Annotated in this window: 16 protein-coding genes and 2 pseudogenes; 16 read left to right on the forward strand and 2 right to left on the reverse strand. The window is 43.9% G+C overall.

Annotated elements, in window-relative coordinates; all coding sequences use genetic code 11:
• The first annotated feature begins 19 nt into the window (after nucleotides 1-19).
• The 9 genes and pseudogenes from ompR to P3L56_RS01390 form a co-directional block, all read left to right on the forward strand.
• Nucleotides 20-739: a two-component system response regulator OmpR gene (gene ompR / locus P3L56_RS01350; protein ID WP_042847751.1), complete on the forward strand. Its 720-nt coding sequence runs from the start codon at nucleotides 20-22 to the stop codon at nucleotides 737-739.
• Nucleotides 736-2067: a two-component system sensor histidine kinase EnvZ gene (gene envZ, locus P3L56_RS01355; protein WP_042847749.1), complete on the forward strand. Its 1332-nt coding sequence runs from the start codon at nucleotides 736-738 to the stop codon at nucleotides 2065-2067. The genes ompR and envZ overlap by 4 nt, the downstream gene beginning before the upstream one ends.
• Before the next feature lie 1214 nt (nucleotides 2068-3281).
• Nucleotides 3282-4325, forward strand: a complete 1044-nt coding sequence (pstS, locus tag P3L56_RS01360; RefSeq protein WP_042847746.1) for a phosphate ABC transporter substrate-binding protein PstS — start codon at nucleotides 3282-3284, stop codon at nucleotides 4323-4325.
• A 114-nt stretch (nucleotides 4326-4439) separates the two neighbouring features.
• Nucleotides 4440-5396: a phosphate ABC transporter permease PstC gene (gene pstC, locus P3L56_RS01365; RefSeq protein WP_042847813.1), complete on the forward strand. Its 957-nt coding sequence runs from the start codon at nucleotides 4440-4442 to the stop codon at nucleotides 5394-5396.
• Nucleotide 5397: 1 nt separating this feature from the next.
• Entirely contained in the window at nucleotides 5398-6279 is an 882-nt protein-coding gene (gene pstA / locus P3L56_RS01370; protein ID WP_042847744.1) for a phosphate ABC transporter permease PstA, read from the forward strand.
• Between the two features lie 37 nt (nucleotides 6280-6316).
• Nucleotides 6317-7093, forward strand: a complete 777-nt coding sequence (gene pstB, locus P3L56_RS01375; protein ID WP_042847741.1) for a phosphate ABC transporter ATP-binding protein PstB — start codon at nucleotides 6317-6319, stop codon at nucleotides 7091-7093.
• Between the two features lie 13 nt (nucleotides 7094-7106).
• Nucleotides 7107-7820, forward strand: a complete 714-nt coding sequence (phoU, locus tag P3L56_RS01380) for a phosphate signaling complex protein PhoU (RefSeq protein WP_036958602.1) — start codon at nucleotides 7107-7109, stop codon at nucleotides 7818-7820.
• A gap of 548 nt (nucleotides 7821-8368) precedes the next feature.
• Nucleotides 8369-9208 carry an ABC transporter substrate-binding protein gene (locus tag P3L56_RS01385; protein WP_042847740.1) on the forward strand — a complete coding sequence of 280 codons (840 nt, stop codon included), beginning with the start codon at nucleotides 8369-8371 and terminating at the stop codon, nucleotides 9206-9208.
• Between the two features lie 89 nt (nucleotides 9209-9297).
• A pseudogene (locus tag P3L56_RS01390) lies at nucleotides 9298-9654 on the forward strand (ABC transporter permease subunit); the annotation flags it as partial.
• A 177-nt stretch (nucleotides 9655-9831) separates the two neighbouring features.
• Here the strand turns inward: P3L56_RS01390 and P3L56_RS01395 are convergent.
• Complete coding sequence (locus tag P3L56_RS01395; RefSeq protein WP_000349485.1) at nucleotides 9832-10146, reverse strand: ArsR/SmtB family transcription factor; 315 nt, start codon at nucleotides 10144-10146, stop codon at nucleotides 9832-9834.
• Nucleotides 10147-10257: 111 nt separating this feature from the next.
• On the opposite strand from P3L56_RS01395, the gene P3L56_RS01400 reads away from it, so the two are divergent.
• The 7 genes and pseudogenes from P3L56_RS01400 (at nucleotide 10258) to hemN (ending at nucleotide 18012) form a co-directional block, all read left to right on the forward strand.
• Nucleotides 10258-11292 carry a permease gene (locus P3L56_RS01400; protein WP_029396327.1) on the forward strand — a complete coding sequence of 345 codons (1035 nt, stop codon included), beginning with the start codon at nucleotides 10258-10260 and terminating at the stop codon, nucleotides 11290-11292.
• A gap of 12 nt (nucleotides 11293-11304) precedes the next feature.
• Nucleotides 11305-12582 carry an ISL3 family transposase gene (locus tag P3L56_RS01405; protein ID WP_000610829.1) on the forward strand — a complete coding sequence of 426 codons (1278 nt, stop codon included), beginning with the start codon at nucleotides 11305-11307 and terminating at the stop codon, nucleotides 12580-12582.
• A 59-nt stretch (nucleotides 12583-12641) separates the two neighbouring features.
• A pseudogene (locus P3L56_RS01410) lies at nucleotides 12642-13043 on the forward strand (ABC transporter permease subunit); the annotation flags it as partial.
• 1 nt (nucleotide 13044) lies between these two features.
• Complete coding sequence (locus P3L56_RS01415; protein WP_042847738.1) at nucleotides 13045-13797, forward strand: amino acid ABC transporter permease; 753 nt, start codon at nucleotides 13045-13047, stop codon at nucleotides 13795-13797.
• A 185-nt stretch (nucleotides 13798-13982) separates the two neighbouring features.
• Nucleotides 13983-15317: an NCS2 family permease gene (locus P3L56_RS01420; protein WP_042847736.1), complete on the forward strand. Its 1335-nt coding sequence runs from the start codon at nucleotides 13983-13985 to the stop codon at nucleotides 15315-15317.
• A gap of 474 nt (nucleotides 15318-15791) precedes the next feature.
• Nucleotides 15792-16307, forward strand: coding sequence for a Der GTPase-activating protein YihI (yihI, locus tag P3L56_RS01425; RefSeq protein WP_048605465.1), 516 nt, complete (start codon nucleotides 15792-15794; stop codon nucleotides 16305-16307).
• 331 nt (nucleotides 16308-16638) lie between these two features.
• Entirely contained in the window at nucleotides 16639-18012 is a 1374-nt protein-coding gene (gene hemN, locus P3L56_RS01430) for an oxygen-independent coproporphyrinogen III oxidase (protein ID WP_166686116.1), read from the forward strand.
• Nucleotides 18013-18808: 796 nt separating this feature from the next.
• Here the strand turns inward: hemN and ampC are convergent.
• Entirely contained in the window at nucleotides 18809-19951 is a 1143-nt protein-coding gene (ampC, locus tag P3L56_RS01435) for a class C beta-lactamase (protein WP_210831989.1), read from the reverse strand.
• Nucleotides 19952-20043 lie beyond the last annotated feature (92 nt).

Consider the following 20043-nt stretch of genomic DNA (forward strand, 5'->3'; position numbering starts at 1 on the left):
ACATCTTGAGGGCTACAAAATGCAGGAAAGTTATAAGGTTCTTGTCGTCGATGATGATATGCGTTTACGTGCACTGCTAGAGCGTTACCTCACAGAGCAAGGCTTTCAGGTAAGAAGTGCCGCAAACGCTGAACAAATGGACAGAATCCTGACGAGGGAATCAATTCATCTGATAGTATTAGATTTAATGCTACCGGGTGAAGATGGGTTATCAATTTGTCGTCGTTTACGCAGTCAAAATAACCCAATCCCTATTATTATGGTTACCGCGAAAGGTGAAGAGGTTGACCGCATTGTTGGTTTAGAAATTGGTGCTGATGACTATATTCCAAAACCTTTCAATCCACGCGAATTACTGGCTCGTATCCGTGCGGTACTTCGTCGCCAAGCAAATGAACTACCGGGAGCGCCATCTCAAGATGATGCTGTCATTACATTTGGTAAATTTAAGTTAAATCTTGGAACTCGTGAAATGTTTCAAGGTGATGAAAATATGCCATTAACTAGTGGTGAATTTGCGGTATTAAAAGTGTTGGTTTCTTATCCAAGGGAACCATTATCTCGTGACAAGTTAATGAGCTTAGCGCGAGGCCGTGAATACAGTGCGATGGAACGTTCTATCGATGTTCAAATTTCACGTTTACGCCGTATGGTTGAAGAAGACCCTGCCCATCCACGCTATATTCAAACAGTTTGGGGCTTGGGTTATGTGTTTGTTCCAGATGGAAGTAAAGCATGAAGCGACTGAGGTTCTCACGACGTAGTACATTTTCTCGCTCGTTATTTTTGTTCGTTGCGTTGTTATTCGCAAGCCTAGTGACCAGCTATATGGTCGTGTTGAATTTTGTTGTGATGCCTAGCTTACAACAGTTTAACAAAGTACTGGCTTATGAAGTTAGGACGTTGATGACAGAGAAAATGGTTCTACAGGATGGGACCTCGGTGCGGGTATCCCCCGCGTTACGTAAAAAAATCTATAATGAATTAGGTATTACCTTTTACGCTCATTCAGCTGCAATGGAAGAAGGGTTGAATTGGGCGAAAGAGTATGATTTTTTAAGCGAACACATGTCGGATTATTTAGGCGGTAAGGCAAATGTTCACCTCGAATTAGGCCGTGAATATCCGATTTTGTGGCTGACATCTTACCTCGCGCCTGATATTTGGGTGCGAGTCCCCTTGACTGAGATAGGTCAAAATCAATTTTCCCTCGTTTTCCGTTATACACTGACTATTTTCCTGACAATTTTTGCCGGAGTGTGGCTGTATATTCGTTATCAGAACAAGCCGTTGCTTGAATTGGAATACCATGCTGGTGAGGTTGGAAAAGGGGTTATTTTACCGCCCATGCAAGAAAAAGGCGCGACTGAGGTAAGGGCGGCAATTCGTTCCTTTAACCATATGGCCGCTGGAATCAAAACGCTAGAAAACGACCGAACTGTTTTAATGGCAGGGGTTAGCCACGATTTAAGAACGCCATTAACTCGTATTCGTTTAGCAACAGAAATGATGAGCCCAGAAGATAGCTACCTTGCGGAGTCTATCAATAAAGATATTGAAGAGTGTGATGCGATCATCGGTCAATTTATGTCCTACCTGAAAACAGGGCAAGAAATGGATATGGAATTCTGCGACCTTAATTCAATCCTTATGGAAGCGGTCAATTCAGAAAGCAATGTGATCGGTGAAATCGAAACAGCGCTGGAGCCGGGCTCAATGATAGTAAATGGTAACCCGTTAGCTATCAAACGCGCTATCACGAATATGATTGTCAACGCATATCGTTATGGTAATGGTTGGATTAAAGTAAGTAGTGGTAAAACGGAAGATTCTGTTTGGTTCCAAGTGGAAGATGATGGTGTAGGTATCAAAGAAGAAGATATTCACCGGTTATTCCAACCCTTTGTACAAGGCGAAAAAGCACGTAGTAATAAAGGGACTGGTTTAGGCTTGGCGATTATTCGCCGGATTGTCGATGCCCATGAAGGGAGCATTGAAATCCATAAGAGTGAGCGCGGTGGGTTTGCGATTAGGGCTTTGCTTCCCCTTAAAGAGAAAGAAGACTAAATACTCTTCACACTTTGCGCCGCAGCGTTGTTGGCTGCGTTCGGCTACTCGGGTCACATACTTATGTATGCTCCCCGAGATATCCTCTCTGGCCGCCTAGCTGCAACACAAATTGTTTTGAGTATTATTTGTATCAAGTAGGAAAAAGAGGCTCTCTTTTTTAGGGTCTACCTACAACTTGAACTATTTAGCGCTATTCCTTTACTTTTCACACTTTGCGCCGCAGCGTTGTTGGCTGCGTTCGGCTACTCGGGTCACATACTTATGTATGCTCCCCGAGATATCCTCTCTGGCCGCCTAGCTGCAACACAAATTGTTTTGAGTATTATTTGTATCAAGTAGGAAAAAGAGGCTCTCTTTTTTAGGGTCTACCTACAACTTGAACTATTTAGCGCTATTCCTTTACTTTTCACACTTTGCGCCGCAGCGTTGTTGGCTGCGTTCGGCTACTCGGGTCACATACTTATGTATGCTCCCCGAGATATCCTCTCTGGCCGCCTAGCTGCAACACAAATTGTTTTGAGTATTATTTGTATCAAGTAGGAAAAAGAGGCTCTCTTTTTTAGGGGCTACCTACAACTTGAACTATTTAGCGCTATTCCTTTACTTTTCACACTTTGCGCCGCAGCGTTGTTGGCTGCGTTCGGCTACTCGGGTCACATACTTATGTATGCTCCCCGAGATATCCTCTCTGGCCGCCTAGCTGCAACACAAATTGTTTTGAGTATTATTTGTATCAAGTAGGAAAAAGAGGCTCTCTTTTTTAGGGTCTACCTACAACTTGAACTATTTAGCGCTATTCCTTTACTTTTCACACTTTGCGCCGCAGCGTTGTTGGCTGCGTTCGGCTACTCGGGTCACATACTTATGTATGCTCCCCGAGATATCCTCTCTGGTCGCTTAGCTGCAACACAAATTATTTTGAGTATTATTTTATAGTTGCAGGATAAAAATATTTTTCGCTTTTATGACAGTCTGTCATTTTTCTTTTTGATATTAGTTTTGAAGTTTTGTTTTTATAACTAATTGAATCTTAAGTTATAAAATTGTATTTTTCTTCGATTTTGTTTTCTCGCCAGCGAAAAAATCAGCAATTGTCATAAAACTGTCATAAAAACGACATGTTGTCGTAACTAAATTGTCCTATTTTTCCTACCGTGACATACACCCAACAATTTTATACTTGATTGTTTCTATACATCCCCGGAGGGATTATGAAAATGACGCGTACCACCTTAGCAAGCGTAATGGCAGCAACTTTATCTTTGACCGCAATGTCTTCTTTTGCTGCTACCAGCCTGACCGGAGCTGGCGCGACTTTCCCCGCTCCTGTTTATGCAAAGTGGGCAGACTCTTATCAGAAAGAAACAGGTAATAAAGTAAACTATCAGGGGATTGGCTCTTCTGGTGGTGTCAAACAAATTAATGCAAAAACCGTTGATTTCGGTGCCTCTGATGCGCCATTAACTGACGAAAAACTGAAAAAAGATGGTTTATTCCAGTTCCCAACAGTCATTGGCGGTGTTGTTCTGGCTGTCAACGTAAAAGGCATTGAGTCAGGGCAACTGACTTTAGATGGCAACACTTTAGGGGATATCTATTTAGGTAAAATTACCAAGTGGAATGACCCTGCTATTGCTAAGTTAAACCCAAATGTTAGCCTACCAGACCAAACTATCGCAGTCGTCAGACGTTCTGATGGCTCAGGTACCACTTTCGTATTCACTAGCTACTTAGCGAAAGTTAGTGCAAGCTGGAAATCAGATATTGGTGCGGGCTCAACAGTTAACTGGCCAAAAAATAGCGTAGGTGGTAAAGGTAACGATGGCGTTGCAGCATTTGTTCAGCGTCTGCCAGGTTCTATTGGTTATGTGGAATATGCTTACGCAAAACAGAATAATCTTGCTTATACTAAACTGATATCTGCGGATGGCGAAGCAGTCTCGCCAACAGGTGAAAGTTTCAGCGCAGCAGCGAAAAAAGTTGATTGGTCTAAATCTTTTGCTCAAGACCTCACGAACCGTGATGGTGCCAATGCATGGCCAATCACATCGACAACTTTTATTTTAGTACACAAAGAGCAAGCTAATGCTGAAAAGGGCAAAGCAACGCTCGACTTCTTTAACTGGGCCTATGAGAAAGGTGGTAAGCAAGCGGAAGCATTAGACTACGCAATTTTACCTGAAGAAGTGGTGACAGCTGTTCGCGCAGCATGGAAAACAGAAGTAAAAGATAGCCAAGGTAAAGCACTTTTCTAAGTGAACCTCGGGTTGGCAGTGGCAGGCGGATGTTAGAGGATCTAACATCCGCTTTCTAAATGAAGTAAATTAAATCCTACGTAAGCAAGTAGGTGTGGAATGAGAACAAAGCGCATGGCCGAAAAAACAACGGCATTTAAAGCTCCTAGCAAATCAGGTGATGTGATTTTTGGTGCATTGGTAAAGATTGCCGCGCTAATCACTTTATTAATGCTTGGGGGTATTATTATCTCCCTTATTTTTGCATCTTGGCCAAGTATGCAAAAATTTGGTTTTTCGTTTTTATGGACCAAAGAGTGGGATGCTCCAGCGGAAGAGTTCGGTGCGCTTGTGCCTATTTATGGCACGATTGTGACATCGTTAATTGCTCTGATCATTGCGGTACCCGTGAGTTTTGGTATCGCCTTATTTTTAACTGAGCTTGCACCTAACTGGTTAAAACGGCCTCTAGGTATTGCAATTGAACTCCTTGCTGCTATCCCAAGTATTGTTTATGGGATGTGGGGGTTATTCGTCTTTGCGCCGTTGTTTGCGGAATATTTCCAAGAACCAGTGGGGAATGTGATGTCGAGTATTCCGATTGTTGGTGAGTTATTCTCAGGCCCAGCATTCGGTATCGGTATTTTAGCTGCGGGGATCATCCTCGCGATTATGATTATTCCTTACATTGCGTCTGTTATGCGCGATGTATTTGAACAAACTCCTGTGATGATGAAAGAGTCAGCTTATGGTATTGGCTGTACTACATGGGAAGTGATCTGGAACATCGTTCTGCCTTATACCCGTAATGGGGTAATTGGGGGGGTGATGTTAGGTCTAGGCCGCGCATTGGGTGAAACCATGGCGGTGACATTCGTGATTGGTAATACTTATCAACTAGATAGCGTGTCATTATTTATGCCAGGTAATAGTATCACCTCTGCATTGGCGAATGAGTTTGCAGAAGCAGAAAGCGGCTTGCATACCTCTGCCTTGATGGAGCTTGGGCTGATTCTATTTGTTATCACATTCATTGTGCTAGCAATCTCCAAGCTGATGGTTATGCGCCTTGCGAAGAATGAGGGCCGTTAATATGTCGTTATCTCAACCTATTGCCGTCAATCAAAAAGAACGCGCTCGCCGTCAAGCATGGCGCCGTCAAATCAATAGAATGGCTCTATTGGTTTCGATGTTAACCATGGCTTTTGGCTTGTTTTGGTTAGTTTGGATTTTATTTTCTACAGTGACGAAAGGGATTGATGGGATGTCCCTCAATCTGTTTACTGAAATGACCCCACCGCCTAATACAGAAGGTGGCGGCTTAGCAAATGCCATTGTTGGTAGTGGTTTACTGATCCTCTGGGCTACGGTTATCGGTACTCCTTTAGGGATCTTAGCGGGGATTTATTTAGCAGAGTATGGCCGTAAGTCATGGTTAGCTTCGGTAACTCGTTTTATTAATGACATCTTATTATCAGCGCCATCTATCGTTGTAGGTCTGTTTGTGTACACCATCGTGGTTGCACAGATGCAGCATTTTTCCGGTTGGGCTGGGGTTGTTGCACTTGCATTGTTGCAAATTCCAATTGTTATTCGGACAACTGAAAATATGTTGAAGTTAGTGCCGGATAGCTTGCGTGAAGCCGCTTATGCACTCGGCACACCAAAATGGAAAATGATTTTATCTATTACGCTAAAAGCATCTGTATCCGGGATTATCACGGGGATTTTGCTGGCTATTGCACGTATTGCGGGGGAAACCGCACCGTTACTGTTTACTTCACTGTCGAATCAGTTCTGGAGTACAGATATGAGCGAGCCAATTGCCAACTTACCAGTGACTATCTTCAAATTTGCAATGAGCCCATTCTCTGAATGGCAAGAGCTTGCATGGGCTGGGGTGTTATTAATTACCCTATGTGTCCTACTGATTAATATCATTGCGCGTGTTGTGTTTGCACAGAAAAAACACTAAGCCCGGATAACTAAAGATTTAGAGAGAAAAGTAAACCATGATTAATGCAAACGAAATTGCAAACAGTAAAATTAAAGTTCGTGACCTCAACTTCTACTATGGCAAGTTTCACGCGCTGAAAAATATCTCTTTAGACATTGAAAAGAATAAAGTGACGGCATTTATCGGCCCATCAGGCTGCGGTAAATCCACATTGTTACGTACCTTTAATAAAATGTATGAGCTGTATGGCGAACAACGTGCAGAAGGTGAAATTTTATTAGATGGTCAGAATATCCTGACGGACAAACAAGATATCGCGTTATTACGAGCAAAAGTAGGAATGGTCTTTCAAAAACCCACTCCATTCCCAATGTCTATCTACGATAATATTGCATTTGGAGTCCGTTTATTTGAAAAATTATCGCGTGTAGAAATGGATGAGCGTGTGCAATGGGCACTGACAAAAGCTGCATTATGGAATGAAACTAAAGATAAACTCCACCAAAGTGGTTATAGCTTGTCTGGTGGTCAGCAGCAACGTTTATGTATTGCTCGTGGGATAGCTATTCGCCCAGAGGTATTGTTACTGGATGAGCCTTGCTCTGCACTTGACCCTATCTCAACGGGTCGTATTGAAGAATTAATTAGTGAATTAAAATCAGAGTACACTGTGGTGATTGTTACCCATAATATGCAACAGGCAGCACGTTGTTCTGATTATACGGCATTCATGTACTTAGGGGAGTTAGTTGAGTTTAATCACACTGACAAGATGTTTACGACCCCTGAAATGAAGCAAACTGAAGATTATATTACTGGCCGCTACGGTTGATATGGAGCCGACGATGGATACGCTGAATCACAACAAACATATATCGGGGCAGTTCAATGCTGAACTGGAACATATCCATACTGAGTTGATGACAATGGGAGGGCTGGTGGAAGAACAGCTCACCAAAGCCATTACGGCCATGCATAATCAGGATGAAGCCTTAGCACGTGAAGTTATTGAGAATGACCATAAAGTCAATATGATGGAAGTGGCGATTGACGAAGAGTGCGTAAAAATTATTGCCAAGCGCCAGCCAACAGCGAGTGATTTGCGTCTGATTATGGCAATTTCAAAAACCATTGCAGAATTGGAAAGGATTGGCGATGTTGCGGACAAAATCTGCCAAACTGCATTGGAGAAATTCTCTCATCAGCATCAGCCTTTGTTAGTGAGTTTGGAATCATTAGGCCGTCATACGGTACAAATGCTACATGATGTACTTGATGCATTTGCACGAATGGATCTTGAAGAAGCCATCCGTATTTACCGTGAAGATGAAAAAGTTGACCAAGAGTATGAGGGTATCGTACGTCAATTAATGACCTATATGATGGAAGACCCGCGAACAATCCCAAGTGTATTAACGGCACTGTTCTGCGCACGCTCCATTGAGCGCATTGGCGACCGTTGTCAAAATATCTGTGAATTTATTTTCTACTATGTGAAGGGGCAAGATTTCCGTCACGTCGGTGGGGATAGTCTTGAGAAGATGTTAACGAATAAATAATTACTCGAATACTCGTCATATTTCGTGCTGTGGCGGTGTTGGCTTCGCTCGGTTACTCGGGTCACATACTGATGTATGCTCCCCGAGATATCCTCGCTTGCCGCCTAGCCACAACGCGAACTATTTAGAGTATTAATATATGAGGTTAATGCATTCAATACCTATCATACCTCAAGCTGTAGTTCTGATATTTGAGTTCGACTACTCGGGTCACATACTTGTGTATGCCCTTAGGGATAATTTTATTTGCCGCCTAGCTACAGGCCGAACTATTTAGAGTATTACTCTTGAATATCGGCGTCAGCTTACTTTAGAACAAATTGTTTAGCGTATAAAACGTTCTTCTACCGACTTTCTTCTTGCTCAATAAGAGTCTATTGATGGTTTAACCATGTTCGGGGTCCTTGTATAAAGTTTCCCCCTTTCTTTATTCACTTCATTTATTCCTCTTAGTTATAAATATATTATTTAATAGTATTTCAAGTGCTAAGAGATAGTTGATAGCTTGTGACGGTCGATTTACATAAATTTACCGCCAGAGGTGTTCAATGAAAGCTCGTATTCTCTCAACTGTTCTACTCACAGGTTTGGCGCTGACAGCGAATGTCGCTAGCGCAGATAAATTAGATGATATCAAGCAAGCCGGAGTGATCCGCATTTCAGTCTTTGATAGCAACCCGCCCTTTGGTTTTATTGACCCTCAAACTAAGAAATTGGCTGGTTATGATGTGGATATCGCACAAGAAATTGCTGATGGCCTAGGGGTAAAACTTGAGCTTCGTCCGACTAACCCTGCGAATCGTATTCCACTTTTAACTTCTGGCAAAGTTGATCTTATTGGGGCGAATTTTACCATTACCGATGAACGCGCAAAACAAGTTGATTTTTCCATCCCTGATTTTGCTACCGGGCAAAAATTTATTGCCCGTAAAGGCGTCTTAAAAACCCCTGATGATATTAAACCTCTGCGTATCGGTGCAGATAAAGGCACCGTACAAGAAGTCACTTTACGTGAGCGTTTTCCAGACACTAAAGTGATTTCTTACGATGATACCCCACAGGCATTTGCTGCACTGCGTAATGGTAACGTACAAGCTATTACCCAAGACGATGCAAAATTGGTGGGTTTATTAGGTAATTTACCTGAGAAAGTTAAAGTTGATTTTGAAATTTCGCCATTCAGCCTAACAAAAGAATATCAAGCACTTGCAGCAAGCAAAGGCGAAACACGTTTGGTTGAAAACGTCAATGAAACACTGTTGAAATTAGAGAAAGACGGCAAAGCCGAGGTGATTTACAACCGTTGGTTTGGCCCAGAAACTAAAGCCGCTCAACCACGTGGTGACTTTAAGTTTGCACCATTAAGCGAACAACAGCCCCAATCTTAATGGCCTGAAATAAAAAAATAACTTGTTGGTTACCCTGCACATTGTGCGGGGTTCTTGGTTAATAGAACCAAGTAGAATGGTGATTGACTATGTTTGAGAAATTTTTCAGCGGTAATTTTTGGTCAGAACATCTGCTGGCACCACAGTACCTTGAATGGTTCGGCTATGGTTTTTTGATCACAGTTTGGATCTCTGTGTGTACCATTATTGCGGCTACTTTATTAGGTTTTCTAGTTGCATCAGCAAAGGATAGCCAGATTGCTCCTCTTCGTTGGGGAGTGAACATCTATATTTCTATTTTTAGAAACACGCCTTTGTTGGTGCAGCTATTTTTTTGGTATTTCGCTTCTGGTGAAATTTTACCATCTGCCACAATGGAATGGTTGAATACACCCCATGAAATCCAATTGTTGGGGATACCCGTGGGGTGGCCATCATTTGAATTTTGGGTATCCGGAATTTCTGGTTGATAAAATGTCAAAGATGTAAAGAAGAAAATCTTTCTCAGCGGATTATCTGATTGATCCTCTTCAGCCTACTCTACTGCCAATTTTCTGTTTCCACCTTCGCCTGAGTCTTCATAGCGATGCTGACTAGGGAGGACAGCGAGAGCTGGGCAAGCGTCAAAGCGGTTCTGGTTCATGCGCAATCCGGACACCTGCACAACATTCCTCTTGTAAGAAACCGATCAAATTCTCTAGGTGCCCATACTCGGGTATACAGACAATCGTGCGGCTATGTTTCTCCTGCCGGATCAGCCCTACCTTGGCCATGCGCGCAAGGTGATGTGATAGCGTCGAAGCAGGAATACCCAGCCCCTTCTGGATATCTCCGACCGAAGCCCCATCATGGCCAGCTTTGACCAGAAAGCGGAACACGGACAGTCGGTGACTATTCCCTAGCTCAGCTAAGCTGGCTGCAACCTTTTCGTGATCCATAGCACGCCCCAATAATTCGATGTTTCTAGAATTATAGTTGACAGGTCGGATAAACGCAAGTAGACTGCGTACATCATTTCGATAAAACTAGAAATATAGGAGTAATATTGAATGTCACCTCAACTCCAAGACGCTCTAGGCATGTTCGCCTTTCTCGCTATCGAGCTATCGGTTTTATTCATTGGCATTAGCTTGCTGGTCGGAGTTCTTCAACGTCACATCCCACCATCCAAGGTGGAAGCGTTACTGACTTCCAGTGGGAAGCGAGGCTATTTTCTTGCTGCTGGTTTAGGAGCTATAACGCCCTTCTGTAGTTGCTCGACTATCCCCATGTTGAAAGGGTTGATTCAGGCACGGGCCGGTTTTGGGCCGATGATGGTGTTTCTTTTCACATCTCCGTTGCTGAATCCTATCGTCGTCGGCCTGCTGGTTGCCACGTTTGGATGGACACTTACTGCTATCTATGTGCTCGCCGCTTTGGTGGTCGCGGTAGGTGCCGGATGGCTGCTTCACACGCTTGGCTTCGAGCGTTATGTGCGCCGGACGGCGACACAAGAGAGCAGTGGATGTAGTTCATCAGCAAGCCCGTGCAGTGCTACATCGACCGCATCGAGTTGCGGCACCAACAGCTGCGACACCACTCCGAAGACGGCTTCTTGCGGGGCTGATAGGAAGACAACAGTCTCTACGTCTAGCGAATGCTGTGACAGTCAACCCACTGTCACGGTTAAGAAAGAAGGGAAGTACAATGGTGTGTGGCGGGAAGCTTGGTCGGACTTTATCGATGTGTTGCCTTACCTGCTCATCGCTATTGCGATTGGCAGCGTGATCTATGGTTTCATGCCCACTGACTTATTGGAGCAGTATGCAGGCCCAGATAATCCCTTTGCCATTCCAGTTGCCGCTGTCATCGGCGTGCCGTTGTATATTCGCGCTGAAGCCGTCATACCTCTGGCAGCGGCTCTGATGGCCAAAGGCGTGGGTGCCGGGACGGTGCTTGCGTTGATCATCGGCAGTGCCGGAGCCAGCCTGACTGAGCTCATTCTGTTGCGCTCTTTGTTCACGCTGAAGCTTTTAGCGGCGTTTTTAGCAGTCATTTTTGCTATGGCGATGATTGCCGGTTACGCCACCTACCTGTTTTTCTGATCAAGGCGGGAGATGATTAATTCGTTAAGCCTTCCTGGTTACCAGTTGGTGGATTCTGATGAGCAGAATGAAGACATACATTTTCGGCTTGAAGCACCTACACCAGTAGCCTGCGAGGGGTGCTGCGTGCAGGGTGAGTTCGTGCGGTTCGGCAAGCGTGATGTTCCCTATCGTGACCTGCCCATCCACGGCAAGCGGGTCACCCTCTGGGTAGTTCGTCGCCGGTACACCTGCCGGGCCTGCAAGACCACCTTCAGGCCCCAGCTACCGGAGATGGTGGACGGCTTCCGCATGACGCTGCGGTTGCATGAGTACGTGGAGAAGGAAGCCTTCAATCACCCCTACGCCTACGTGGCTGATACCACGGGCCTGGACGAGAAGACGGTACGCGACATTTTCAACGCCCGCGCCGAATTCCTGGGGCGCTGGCACCGCTTCGAGACGCCCCGCATTCTCGGCATTGACGAGTTGTACCTGAACAAGCGCTACCGCTGCATCCTGACCAACATCGAGGAGAGGACCCTGCTCGACCTGCTGGCCACCCGCCGTCAGGACGTGGTGACCAACTACCTGATGAAGATGAAAGACCGGCAGAAGGTCAAGATCGTCAGCATGGACATGTGGAATCCCTACCGAGCAGCGGTCAAGGCGGTGCTGCCACAGGCCCGCATCGTGGTCGATAAGTTCCATGTGGTGCGCATGGCCAACGATGCCCTGGAGAAGGTGCGCAAGGGCCTCAGGAAGGAGCTGATGCCCTCCCAGAGCCGAACCCTCAAGGGTGACCGGAAAATCCTGCTGAAACGCGCTCACGAAGTCTCAAACCGGGAACGCCTCATCATGGAGACCTGGACCGGCGCATTCCCACAACTGCTGGCCGCCTACGAGCACAAGGAACGTTTCTACGGCATCTGGGACGCTACCACACGGCCCCAGGCAGAAGCCGCCCTGGACGAGTGGATAGCCACCATCCCGAAGGGCCAGAAGGAAGTCTGGAGCGATCTGGTCAGGGCTGTAGGCAACTGGCGCGAAGAGATCATGACCTACTTCGAGACGGACATGCCCGTCACCAACGCTTACACGGAGTCCATCAACCGACTGGCCAAGGACAAGAACCGTGAAGGACGTGGTTACTCCTTCGAGGTGATGCGGGCACGAATGCTCTACACCACGAAGCACAAGAAGAAGGCCCCGACCGCGAAGGTCTCTCCGTTCTACAAGAAAACCATCGGTTACGGACTGCCGGACTTCGCAGAGGAACTCAACTACGGGGTCGATCTATCAACCATCTGATAATGGTATCAGGTTGGTGGGGTAAAGGTGCCCCATCAACCATTAAATCCGTATACCCTGAATTTTTAGCGGGTTTTGTTGGTTTGACCTTGTATACCGTACCCTTTATTGCTGAGGAAATTCGAGCAGGTATCAGGGGCGTTCGTCAGGGGCAAAAATATGCTGCTTTCGCTTTGGGGCTAACTTCTTGGCAGGCGATGAAACTCGTGGTGTTGCCTCAAGCGGTTAAAATCGCTATGCCGCCTTTACTTGGCCAATATATGAATGTGGTAAAGAATTCATCGTTAACGATGGCGATTGGGGTGGCGGAGCTTTCTTATGTATCGCGGCAAGTGGATAGCCAGTCATTACAAACTTTCGCCGCATTTGGTGTTGCCACAGTGTTGTACATTGCCATTATTGCATTAATGGAAGGCTGGGGGCAGTGGCGCCAACAACGTAATTTAGCTCAAGGGGCATAAAATGGATTTTTCGATTATTGAGCAAAACTGGCAATATTTATTATTAGGTACTTTCCCTGACGGCCCACTCGAAGGCGCTGCTTTAACCTTACTCATGAGCTTACTTGCAGGGGCGGCTTCTATAGTATTGGGGACGTTGGGTGGTATTGCGTTAGCCATGCTGCGTGGTTTCTGGGTTAACCTATTTGCCGCTATTTTAGGCTTTTTCCGTGCAATTCCTGTGATTATGTTGATTTTTTGGACCTACTTTCTGTTGCCTATTTTGCTTGGCGCAGAAATCCCTGGGATTGCTACTGTGGTATGTGCATTAGCGTTGATTACTTCAGCATATCTAGCTCACGCGGTAAAGGCGGGGATTTTAGCGATTGGTAAAGGGCAGTGGCAAGCTGGCATGTCTTTGGGTTTTAGCCGTTGGCAGGTGCTTTGGCACATTGTTTTACCACAAGCGTTACGAATGATGGTACCTTCATTTATTAATCAATGGGTTGCATTAATTAAAGATACCTCTCTAGCTTATATTGTGGGGGTTGCTGAATTATCATTTTTAGCTACTCAAGTGAATAACCGTGAAATGGTATACCCGCTCGAGGTTTTCTTATTTGTGGCGTTTATTTATTTTGTGATGTGTTTTGCGGTGGAAATTATTGCGAATAGGGTAGCGAAAAGGCTAAGCGCACAAAATGAACCTCAAAAACGAGCCGCGAAGCGTAGCTTATTGTTTTGGCGTAGGCAAAAGCTATTGGCGCTGTCTTAAGTCAACATAGCGGTGTAATAACCGCTATTATCTCAACAACACTTATCTGATTATTTTTCTTATTTCAGCTTGCTGTATCAGTTAGTTAGGACATTTTTGCCTATTATGGTTTACGCAATCGTTTTCTTTTGTGATTTTTAATTGTAGTATAGGGCGAAAAAAACTTTTTTTGGGCGCTATATCTAATGAGTAATCAATCTTCTAGCTCGGCACAACCGCAGGGCTTGTTTCAGCGTGTTTTTAAATTACAGGAACACGGCACAACCGCACGAACAGAAGTTGTTGCAGGCTTCACGACCTTTCTGACGATGGTGTATATCGTCTTTGTTAACCCACAAATTCTTTCTGTTGCAGGGATGGACATTAAAGCGGTGTTTGTTACCACCTGCTTGATTGCTGCTATTGGTAGTATCTTGATGGGGCTATTAGCAAACTTACCAATCGCGGTAGCACCTGCAATGGGGCTGAATGCCTTTTTTGCTTTTGTTGTCGTCGGGGCCATGGGGTATTCGTGGCAAGTCGCTATGGGCGCGGTATTCTGGGGAGCGGTTGGTTTATTTATTCTGACATTGTTCCGTATTCGTTATTGGATTATTGCTAATATCCCGCTTAGTCTTCGTGTCGGGATCACCAGTGGTATCGGTTTATTTATTGCCATGATGGGGTTAAAAAACTCAGGCATTATTGTTGCAAACCCAGATACACTGGTCTCAATTGGTAACTTAACTCACCATAACGTTTGGCTGGGGGCGCTGGGTTTCTTTATCATCGCAATTCTGGCAGCGCGTAATATTCATGCAGCAGTTTTGGTGTCTATTGCCGTGACTACATTGATCGGTCTTGCGCTGGGTGATGTGAAATATTCGGGTGTGTTTTCCATGCCACCAAGTATCACTAGTGTGGTTGGGCAAGTCGATTTTGCTGGTTCTTTAGATTTAGCGCTATCAGGTGTTATTTTCGCCTTTATGTTAGTAAACCTGTTTGACTCATCGGGCACTATGATTGGCGTGACGGATAAGGCTGGGATTACCAATGAACGCGGGACATTTCCACGAATGAAACAAGCCCTGTATGTGGATAGTTTGAGTTCGGTAGCAGGTTCTGCAATGGGAACATCATCAGTGACTGCGTATATTGAGAGCTCTTCAGGGGTATCTGTTGGTGGGCGTACTGGCTTAACCGCAATTGTTGTGGGCGTTCTATTTCTATTGACCATGTTTATCTCACCTCTTGCAGGTATGGTTCCTGCTTATGCAACCGCAGGTGCCCTGATTTACGTGGGTGTGTTGATGACTTCAAGCTTAACGCGGGTGAAATGGGACGATTTAACCGAGTCTGTGCCTGCATTTATTACCGCAGTAATGATGCCGTTTAGTTTCTCTATTACCGAAGGTATCGCACTGGGCTTTATTGCCTACTGCGCAATGAAAATTGGTACGGGGCGCTGGCGTGATCTGGGGCTGTGCGTCATTTTAGTTGCGGCGATGTTCCTGTTAAAAATGATCCTAGTCGACGCCTAACATGTGCTTCATATTTTGAACTGTAGCGGTGTTGGCTGCGTTTGCTAACCCTAGTCACATACTTTTGTATGCTCCTAGGAATTAGAAATTCTTCCGCCTTGCTACAGCTCAAACTATTTAGCGCATTAATATTCGTCATACTTCAAGCTGTGGCGTTGTTGCCTACACTTGGTTACTCGGGCCATATACTTGTGTATGCTCCCCGAGATAACCTCGCTTGGCGCCTAGTCACAACTTGCATTATTTAATGAGTTAATCATTTCTCTTTTTATTATTTGCCCCCTCCATGCCCTAAATAATTTGTGTTGCATGAGCGTACATGCAACGCAAATTATTTAGGGTATAATTAATAAACTACTGCTGTGAAGGTCAGGTGAGATAAAAATCTACTGAAATTGCAAACTAGTACTTTCCCCCTTCATGGGAAACTGCTAGATTTCGCAGCAGAAACTGACTTTATCAAGGTATCAGGCCATGAATTCACCAAAAAAACCGGCAAGTAAGCCAAAGAAAAAATACCGTAAAACGAAAGAAGAATTGAACGCAGAAGGTCGTGAGCGTAAGCGCGAAAGTAAACATCGTGGTAATAAATCAGGTAGTCGCTACCAAGATAAGTCATCAAGCAGCCAAAATAATGGGCAAAATAACATTGTTGACCCACGCTTAGGCAGTAAAAAACCAGTGCCTTTAATTGTTGATGATAACTCAGCGACTAAACCTGTGGTTGAGAAAAAACAGCCAGTGGTTAAAGAAAAATTAACCCCTGAAGCTGAGTTAGCATTGTTAGAAAGTGATGACCGTTTAGATGGTTTGTTAGCACGTTTGGAAGATGGTGAGACCGTTACCGCAGAAGAACAGAAATATATCAATACTTGTTTAGACCGTATTGATGAGCTGATGAACATTTTAGGCATAGAATATGCTGAAGAAGAAGAGGAAGAAGACGAAGAAAAACTCGATGACATCATGCGTATCTTAAAAAGTAAATAACTTCGTTTAACCATCCCTCGTATATTCGGGGGATGTCGCTATTATTTTTCATAAATACACTTTTCTTTGATGTTGCATCAAGTCTCTTTTCTTTAACATCTTTATACTCGTCATATTTCAAGTTGCAGCGTTGTTGGCTATGCTCATTCGCTCTAGTCATATACTTATGTATACTTTTAGCGACTCATTCACTTGCCGCCTAGCCACAACTTGAAATATTTAGAGTCTATAACGTTATGTATGCTATAAAATTTTCACATCACCGAATAACAAATTAAATAAGGTGCAACCCGTTGTGATGGTTTAAGCTTTTGGTCAATTGAGGAATGTTATGTCAGAGCAAAATATTGTTTGGGACCTCGCTCTCATTCAAAAATATAATTATTCAGGGCCGCGTTATACATCGTACCCCACTGCCTTGGAATTTAACCAAGATTATGACGAAAGTGCGTTTGTTCAAGCAACTCAGCGTTATCCCGACCGTCCTTTATCGCTCTACGTTCATATTCCTTTTTGCCATAAGCTTTGTTATTTCTGTGGCTGTAATAAATTAGTTACTCGCCAAAAACATAAAGCAGATGAATACCTACAAGTCATTGAAAAAGAAATTATTCAGCGTGCAGCTTTATTAAAAGGACGTATTGTTACTCAGATGCACTGGGGAGGCGGTACACCAACTTATCTTGATAAAGTGCAAGTTAGCCATCTAGTCGGTTTATTGAAAAAGCACTTTCATTTTGCAGATAACGTAGAGATGTCGATTGAAGTCGACCCGCGTGAAATTGAGTTGGATATGATAGACCATTTACGCGCTGAAGGGTTTAACCGCCTGAGTATGGGGGTACAAGACTTTAATAAAGAAGTGCAAGTATTGGTTAACCGAGAGCAAGATGAAGAGTTTATTTTTGCTCTAATTAAGCGAGCAAAAGAAACAGGGTTTACTTCAACCAGTATTGACCTTATCTATGGCTTGCCAAAGCAAACGCCAGAAAGTTTTGCTTTTACCCTGAAAAAAGTGGCAGAGCTGTCACCTGACCGATTAAGTGTATTTAATTATGCACATTTACCTAATTTGTTTGCAGCGCAGCGTAAAATTAAAGATGAAGATCTGCCAAGCGCAGAGCAAAAACTGGATATTCTTCAAGATACGATAGCTACACTCACTGGAAATGGTTATCAATTTATCGGTATGGATCACTTTGCACGCCCAGAAGATGAACTTGCGGTAGCCCAGCGTGAAGGCATACTGCACCGTAATTTCCAAGGATATACCACCCAAGGGGACTGTGATCTGTTAGGGCTCGGCGTCTCGGCGATTAGCATGTTAGGGGATAACTACGCTCAAAACCAAAAAGATTTAAAAACCTATTATGCACAAGTCGAAGAGCAGGGGCATGCGCTGTGGCGTGGGTTGGTATTAACGGATGATGACTGTTTACGTCGTGATGTTATCAAAACCTTAATTTGTAATTTCCAACTGAATTTCGCACAAATAGAAGCACTATATCCAATTGATTTTAAATCTTACTTTGCAGAAGACTTAAACTTATTGATACCAATGGCAGAAGATGACCTAGTCGAAATTAGCGAAACAGGGATTAAGGTGACTCCTCAAGGACGTTTACTTATTCGTAATATTTGCATGTGTTTTGATGTGTATTTGCGTAGGCAGATGAGGCAGCGGCAGTTTTCCCGCGTCATCTGAATGCTCGTCATATTTCGTGCTGTAGCGTTGTTGGCTACGTTCACTAACCCTAGTCACATACTTTATGTATGCTCCTAGGGCTTAGTTTCTCTTGCCGCCTAGCTACAGAACGAACTATTTAGAGCATTTACTCTTCGTCATATTTTATGCTGTAGCGTTGTTGGCTACGTTCACTAACCTTAGTCACAACTTAGCGTATGCTTCCCGCGCTGTTTTCACTTTGACGCCTAGTGGTACTCGAACTATATAGAGCATCTACTCCTCGTCATATTTCGTGCTGTAGCGTTGTTGGCTACGTTCACTAACCCTAGTCACATACTTTATGTATGCTCCTAGGGCTTAGTTTCTCTTGCCGCCTAGCTACAGAACGAACTATTTAGAGCATTTACTCTTCGTCATATTTTATGCTGTAGCGTTGTTGGCTACGTTCACTAACCTTAGTTACAACTTAGCGTATGCTCCCCGCGCTGTTTTCACTTTGACGCCTAGTGGCACTCGAACTATATAGAGCATCTACTCCTCGTCATATTTTATGCTGTAGCGTTGTTGGCTACGTTCACTAGCCCTAGTCACATACTTTATGTATGCTCCTAGGGCTTAGTTTCTCTTGCCGCCTAGCTACAGAACGAACTATTTAGCGCATTTACTCTTCGTCATATTTTATGCTGTAGCGTTGTTGGCTACGTTCACTAACCCTAGTCACATACTTTATGTATGCTCCTAGGGCTTAGTTTCTCTTGCCGCCTAGCTACAGAACGAACTATTTAGAGCATCTACTCTTCGTCAGAAATCTAATTTATTCATTAATCTTTTCAATTAATTGATAAGCTGCGGTGATGCGGTCGGAAATTGGGTACCATTTATTGGATAAAATCACGATGCCGATTTGTTCTTCAGGGATAAAGGCGGCATAAGCTGCAAAACCATTTGTGGAGCCTGTCTTGTTGTAGAACGCTCGCGTTTCTGGCGGCATTGCCGGTTTAATTGCTTCGATTTTCTGTGGTTGTAATGCCATTTCATCACGGTTACCTTGATGTAATTGTGATAAAGAGACAGGCCACGGGTAACTTTCCCACATCATATCTTGTACAAATGAATCTGTTAGATAAAAGCCTGTGTGGGTATCTTCTACCGCTTCTTGCCATGATTTTGCGACTTTTACCGTCTGCATATTAATATCTAAGAAACGGATCAAATCTTTGGCAGTAGATTTCAAACCATAGGATTCGGCATCTAAAATCTGTGGTGCCACTCGCGATGGGTGATCTTTCTTATTATAACCCTGAGCATAATTTTTCATTTGGTGCTTAGGGACATGAATATAGGTATGTTTGAGCCCCAGTGAAGGCAGCATTAATTTTTCCATCGCTTGTTCAAATGGCATTTTGAGTTGTTTAGCGGTGACGATGCCTAATAATCCAGTACCTAAATTTGAGTAAGAACGATATTCTCCAATGGTTTTTTCAGGGAGCCAATGTTGGTAATAGCTTATTAATTCAGCTGAATTCGTAATGGTCTCCGGCACAAATAATGGTAATCCAGAGGTGTGGGTGGCTAAGTTCATCACGGTGATATGGTCAAATGCTGAATCTGTTAACTCGGGTAGGTAATGACTCACTTTTTGTGAGAAATCTAATTTACCTTGTTCTTGTGCATAAGCGGCTAATGTTGCTGTAAATGTTTTCGAAAGAGAGCCAATTTCAAATAATGTGTTGTTATTGATAGGGGCTTTGTTTTGCTTAGACAATACACCGTAATGATAAAAATAGTGCTTTCCTTCAATCGAGATTGCCACCGACATTCCGGGTATCTGTTGTTGTTTCATTAGTGGTTTAATAATGTTATCAACGTTTTGTTGAGTTAGCGCGTTGGCTGAAATTGTGGTTAAGGCTAAGCTAAGAGCGGCAAAAATCCGCCCCTGACGAAAAACATTTCTCATAGGTAGTCCAATTAAATAAAAGTTTAAGTTGTTGCTAATATAAATAAGGAAGAACTTCATTGCATAACTGAAGTGCTTTAGTATAGATTTCT

Source organism: Providencia sp. PROV024 (assembly GCF_032709665.1).
GTDB classification, from domain to species: domain Bacteria; phylum Pseudomonadota; class Gammaproteobacteria; order Enterobacterales; family Enterobacteriaceae; genus Providencia; species Providencia huashanensis.